This is a genomic window from Mesorhizobium sp. M1A.F.Ca.IN.020.06.1.1 (assembly GCF_004023265.1).
Taxonomy (GTDB): domain Bacteria; phylum Pseudomonadota; class Alphaproteobacteria; order Rhizobiales; family Rhizobiaceae; genus Mesorhizobium.
In genome coordinates this window covers 1-4,883 of the sequence record NZ_RZSR01000432.1, presented here as the reverse complement: position 1 = coordinate 4,883, position 4,883 = coordinate 1, and the positions used below count along the sequence as shown (strand labels likewise).

8 protein-coding genes are annotated in these 4,883 nt (G+C 64.2%); 1 reads left to right on the top strand and 7 read right to left on the bottom strand.

Going from position 1 to position 4,883, the window contains the following annotated elements; all coding sequences use genetic code 11:
- Positions 1-303 (bottom strand): hypothetical protein (locus EOA60_RS18935; protein WP_206628162.1); only part of this gene is annotated, 303 nt, incomplete at its 3' end.
- Positions 304-319: 16 nt separating this feature from the next.
- Here EOA60_RS18935 and EOA60_RS18930 point away from each other — a divergent pair.
- Positions 320-577 (top strand): hypothetical protein, encoded by a 258-nt coding sequence (locus tag EOA60_RS18930; protein WP_127335318.1) that lies wholly within the window; start codon positions 320-322, stop codon positions 575-577.
- On the opposite strand, the gene EOA60_RS18925 is transcribed toward EOA60_RS18930, so the two are convergent.
- The 6 genes from EOA60_RS18925 to EOA60_RS37690 all read right to left on the bottom strand — a co-directional run.
- A complete protein-coding gene (locus EOA60_RS18925; protein WP_127239336.1) occupies positions 578-892 on the bottom strand; it encodes a hypothetical protein in 315 nt (104 codons plus the stop codon).
- On the bottom strand, positions 892-1,467 hold the full coding sequence (locus EOA60_RS18920; protein ID WP_127239335.1) for a phage baseplate protein: 576 nt from the start codon (positions 1,465-1,467) through the stop codon (positions 892-894). The genes EOA60_RS18925 and EOA60_RS18920 overlap by 1 nt, the downstream gene beginning before the upstream one ends.
- A complete protein-coding gene (locus EOA60_RS18915) occupies positions 1,467-3,584 on the bottom strand; it encodes a phage tail tip lysozyme (protein WP_127335317.1) in 2,118 nt (705 codons plus the stop codon). The genes EOA60_RS18920 and EOA60_RS18915 overlap by 1 nt, the downstream gene beginning before the upstream one ends.
- A 93-nt stretch (positions 3,585-3,677) precedes the next feature.
- Positions 3,678-4,187, bottom strand: a complete 510-nt coding sequence (locus tag EOA60_RS18910) for a hypothetical protein (RefSeq protein ID WP_206522105.1) — start codon at positions 4,185-4,187, stop codon at positions 3,678-3,680.
- Between the two features lie 8 nt (positions 4,188-4,195).
- Positions 4,196-4,627, bottom strand: a complete 432-nt coding sequence (locus EOA60_RS18905; RefSeq protein WP_067328704.1) for a hypothetical protein — start codon at positions 4,625-4,627, stop codon at positions 4,196-4,198.
- Between the two features lie 33 nt (positions 4,628-4,660).
- Positions 4,661-4,883 (bottom strand): DUF3383 domain-containing protein (locus EOA60_RS37690; protein WP_164899402.1); only part of this gene is annotated, 223 nt, incomplete at its 5' end.

Genomic DNA, 4,883 nt, shown 5'->3' with positions numbered 1-4,883 from the left:
GACGTAGGCATAGACGATGGCGCCCGTCCACACGACGTTCTGCCCGGTCTCGTCGTCTCCAGCGAGCACCGAAATGCCGTTCTTGTACATCTGGAGATACTGTGAACCGACGGTGGATAGCTGGTTCATCAGAGCGAGCGGCAGGCCCCAGATCGAAATTTCCGCTTGCCCGGAGCCTTGCCCGGCGTTGACGATGTTGCAGGCGACGCGCAAACCGGCGACTTCTGCGGTGTTGCCGCCGCCTTCAAACTGTCCATTGGCGAGTTCGAACTCGACGGAAATTCGCTTCTGGCTGAATGCCATCCGATCACCGCCTCACATGAAGAAAGTTACGACCATGCCGAAAGTCCTTGCCGCCGCGACCGCCCTCCTGCTTTTCACCGTCGCGCCGGCGCTGGCGAAGCCGAACAAGGCCGCGCTCGAGAAGACCTATCTCGACCTGAATGAGCAGTGCCGCGGCGGATCGGGCGATGATCCCGACACCATCAAGGCTTGCGACCAGCGCGAGGCGGTGGCGGCGCAGTTGAAGCAGCTCCACACCTGCTTTGCCGGCGACCGGTTCAAACGCTGCAACTGATCAGCCGACGCCCGCCGGAAGCTCGCTCGCCGACACGTAGGCGAGGCTGTAGCGGGTGCCGAGCCCGGTGTAATACGGGTCCGTGTCGCCCTGGTTGTCGATGAAGAGCAGATCGCCGGAGAAGCCGAGATAGAGAGACCGGACGATCCGATTGAGGTTCTGGCAGATCACCCCGCCTATCACGAGCACGTTGTCGACATAGAGGTCGATGAACAGACCCGTGTTCTTCTGGTAGAGGCTGATCTGCGAGACCTGCCCGTCCAGCGTCACGCCGACCGCCTGGTTCGGCACCGCCTGCAGAGGGATGATGACCATCAGAGGCGCCCGGCCGGTAGCCCAGACGACGTCTGGAATTGCTCGAGCTGCGCGCTGCTCGCCGGCACGGTCTGGACAGTGCCGCCGTTGACCTGAGATGCCCCGCTTGGATCCTGGGTGTTGGACATAGCGGCGCCGGCGGCTTGGCGCACTTCGATCAGCCAGATATCGACCGACAGAAGCCCCATCCCCTCATTCGAGCGCCGGCTGTAGTCGTAGTGGGTGATGTTGCAGGAGAGATAGACCGCCTCCGGCGTCACCACGTCGTAGAGGTTGGTGTCGCCAGCGACGGCCGCGATCGAGGCCAGCATCGCAGCGCGGTTAGCCGCCGATCCGCCGGCCGTGAAGCGGAGCCGCGCATCGTAGGGTATCTGGACCTTGTCGTAGCTCTCGAAGGTCCCCTGCTCGACCGGGAAGTCAGAGATCGACCATTGCTGGCGATACTGCACTTCAACGACGTTGTCGGCGACGATCACCGGCACGCCGCCGAAATAGATGCCCCACGGTTGCAGGCCGAATGCGCTCGACAGCAACCCGAAGGCATCCTGGGTCAGAAGTTCAAGAATGCCGGCCATCACGCCAATCCACTATTTGCCTGCGCGGTGAAGAGACGCCGGCTGAGCGCGTCGTTGATGTCGGCCGCAACGCCGTTGGCATCGGTTGCCTGGCTGTGAACCTCGACCTTGCCGATATGGGCCTCGACCGAGCTGGTCGACGTCGTGGCTGTGTGGGTGCTCGACATGTTCGACAGCGCCGCCGAGGCGGCGCCAGTGTTGATGGCCTTCATGCCCCGATAGGTTTTACCGGTGTAGGCGTCCATGCCCGACCAGGCATTGTAGCCCTCGGCGCGTTCGAACATCGAGGCACCGGTTGCGCCCTGCGCGTCGGTCTTGGCATTGCGCAGCATGCTCCCGGCCCGGCTCTCGGAGCCGTTCAGTTCGGACAGGACGAACTGATACTGCGTCTCGGCATCGTTCCAGTCTTTACCGCGCGCCTTGGCGAAGGCCATGAGGCGCGCCTTACGCGACCCGAGCCACTGCGCCACACCAGACGCGCCGATGCTGTTGACGGTCGAAGGGCCGCCGGCCGCCTCGACATTCATCCAGCGCGAGATGAGGCCGCGCACGCCCGCATCCGACAAGCCGCCGGCCGTGAGGGTCTGGTAGGCCTGCGACTGCCGCTCGGGCGTCCACCAGCCTTGCGTGCCGCCAGAGGCCCGCTGCGGGCCACCAGGACCGGTGCCGCCCACCATGCCGCCAGCGAGCGCTCCAAGCTTGCCCGCCGAGCCGCCGGTGCTGCCGGCGCCGAACAGACTGCCGATGCCGCTGACCAGGTTGCTCCAGAAGCCGCCGCCGTCGCTCTTCTGGTCGGCGATGGTGACGGGAAGCGGATTGCCCCTCGAAACGGGCTTGCCGTCGACGGTGGTCTCGCCGGCCCGATGCGCATGGTTGCGCGTCTGCGGACCGCTGCCATCCCAATGCTTGAGAGCCGTTATCTGGTCGAGTTCGAAGTCGGGTGGGTTATAGCCGCCCGTCTTTTGTTGGGTGTCGCCCGACAGGCTCAGCATGGCCAGCCAAGGCGATAGCCTGCCGAAGAGACCCACCAGGCCGGCTCCTGCACCCGTGCCAGTCGCGACTCCGCCCCCGGCACCCGCGAGCATTCGCATGTTGCCGAGAACGCGGAGGAACTTTGACCCAAGCCAAAGCCCGAACAGGATCTCGGTCGCGTGCACGATGCCGCCGAGCCCATCCACGACGTCTTTCGCGCCGTGCGCGAAATTCTGCATGCCGGCGCCGACCGCGTTCCAGTCGATCTTGTCGAGGAAGTCGATGAAATGCTTCACGGCGTCGACGATGCCGGTCCGGATCCAGTCCTGGTTCTTGTCGATCCAGGCCGACATCTTTGCCGCCGCATCGACCAGCACCGGGCCGAGCTTGTCATAGATGGCGTTGGCGAGCGCGATGATGTGCTGGAGGAGCTCGGCCCAGCTCGCTTGCAGTTTCTGCGCGGATTCGATGGCATCGTTGCTCGGCGACAGGCTCTTCTGGAGCTTGTCGAGATAGACGTCGATGCCCGCGCCCATCTTGTACATGAGCTGTTCGGTCGCCGGGTCGATGCCCAGCGCCTGTGCGACATTGTGCGCCGCGCCGCCGTCGATCTGGTGCAACCTCTGCAGAGCCGCTGCGACATCCGACAGATAGCGATCGAGCCCATGGTTGGGGTCGATCCGCATACCGGTCCAGGCCTGCAACTGCGAGAATTCGCGCGGCAGCGCCTCGCCGTTCTTGTTGAGGTTGTAGAGCTGCTTGTTGACGCGCTCCAGGGTCGACGCGGTGGCGTCGGCCGAGCCGCCAAAGCGTTCGGCCGCATTCTCCCAGGCCGCGATGCGCTGGGGCGATTCCCCCAGGCTCGACGCGAAGCGGCCGAGCGAGGCATCCGCATTGGTGAGCTTGCGCACGAAGTCGCTGAGCGCCTGGCTGCCGGTGATGACGGCGAAGAGTTCGAGCACGCGTCGCGTGATCAAGTTGACGGTCTCGGCCGCCTTCTTCGAACTCTCCTCGACGTCCTTGCCGCCCTTGCGGAAGGCGTTGACGGTCTTGAGCCAGGAATCGGCCGTCTTCTTCTGGCCGTCGTTGAAGTCCTTGGGATCGAGGCCAAGCGTGACGATCAGGCTGTCAATGACCGTTGGCATTCTCGTCCCTCTTTCTCAGCAGCATCAGGTTGTGGGCGTCGACCATCGCCACCTCGAGAAGGTCGTGGACGTCCTCGATCGACAACCACTCGTCTAACTCGCGGAGCGAGGTTTTGCCCTTTGAGAGAACCTGACCGATGGCTCGGGAGACATTGCCGTATTCGAGGAGGCGGACGCCGGCGACTGTGTCGAGATCGATTTCGACTGGCCGCCGCCTGTAAAAAAACTGACGTGAAGGTTGATGACCTCCTGCCGGAGCTGGATCAGCGTCGCGATCTCCTCGACGTCACCCTCGATCAGCGGGCGCTGGATGGCCGGGTTGCGCGGATCGGGCTTGATGGTCACGCATTCCATCATCTCGTCGAGCAGCGGTTCGGCATCCTCGAAATCGATCTTGGTGATCGCCCGTATGCCGACGATGGCGATGCCCTGCATGCCCATGCCGGCGAAGTCGTCGGGGAGCTCGACGCCGGAGCGCGTCACGGCGAGCAGCGCGCGCATCGCCCATTTCTCCGCGCGCGTCGCCGGCATCTCGCGGATGTGAAAGGTCTTGCCCTGGTCACGGCCGTCATCGGCGATCGTGACGTCGATCTCTTTACGCATGGATTACCTCAGTTCGGGACGCTTTGGACGCTCTGCCAGCGGATCGCGAAACGGCGCGGCTGCAAGATCTTGGCCGCCGCCGGCATCGGCGGCAGGCTCACCAGGAAGCCCTTGGTCGAGATGTAGGAGCGGCCGAGCGACGGCAGCGTGGTCGAGCCGTTGGCCGTGTAGACGTCCTTGGCCTGCACCTGCGTCGCAGCCCAGGTTTCGAAGAAGGCGATCGACGGGGAATCGGCCTGCAACACGAACGTCTGGTTGATCGGGTTGTAGACGAAGCCGCCGGACAGGATGCCGTCGACGCCCATGGCGGTCTCCACCTGGTCGACACTGTCCATGTCGTAGATGTTGTCAGTGGCGAAGCCCTGGAGTTGAACCGGGGTCGGAAAGAGGTTCGGCACGGCAAGGGTAATGACCGCGTTCGCGGCGGTTAGGGTCGACATGGTCTGGCTCCTGACGGGTGGATTGGTTGCCGCTTACTGGACGAGGGTCGAGGTCAGCTCGATCTGCTGCACGGACTCGCCGTCCATGTACCAGAAGTTGATCGGCGGGCTCTGGCGGGCCTGGCGCACCTGCGGGGTGGCGTCCTTGACCTGGAGATACCAGCCTTGCAGCTCAAGGGTGTCGCTCGCCTTGACGCCGGCGGCCGAGGTGATCTGCGCGATCTGGAGCGCCGACAGCGTCACGCCGGCGTCAAGG

Excerpts from the sequence above, each read along its gene's own strand:
- EOA60_RS18930 (WP_127335318.1), top strand. The coding sequence starts at position 320 with ATGAAGAAAGTTACGACCATGCCGAAAGTCCTTGCCGCCGCGACCGCC.
- EOA60_RS18925 (WP_127239336.1), bottom strand. The coding sequence starts at position 892 with ATGGTCATCATCCCTCTGCAGGCGGTGCCGAACCAGGCGGTCGGCGTG.
- EOA60_RS18920 (WP_127239335.1), bottom strand. The coding sequence starts at position 1,467 with ATGGCCGGCATTCTTGAACTTCTGACCCAGGATGCCTTCGGGTTGCTG.
- EOA60_RS18915 (WP_127335317.1), bottom strand. The coding sequence starts at position 3,584 with ATGCCAACGGTCATTGACAGCCTGATCGTCACGCTTGGCCTCGATCCC.
- EOA60_RS18910 (WP_206522105.1), bottom strand. The coding sequence starts at position 4,187 with ATGCGTAAAGAGATCGACGTCACGATCGCCGATGACGGCCGTGACCAG.
- EOA60_RS18905 (WP_067328704.1), bottom strand. The coding sequence starts at position 4,627 with ATGTCGACCCTAACCGCCGCGAACGCGGTCATTACCCTTGCCGTGCCG.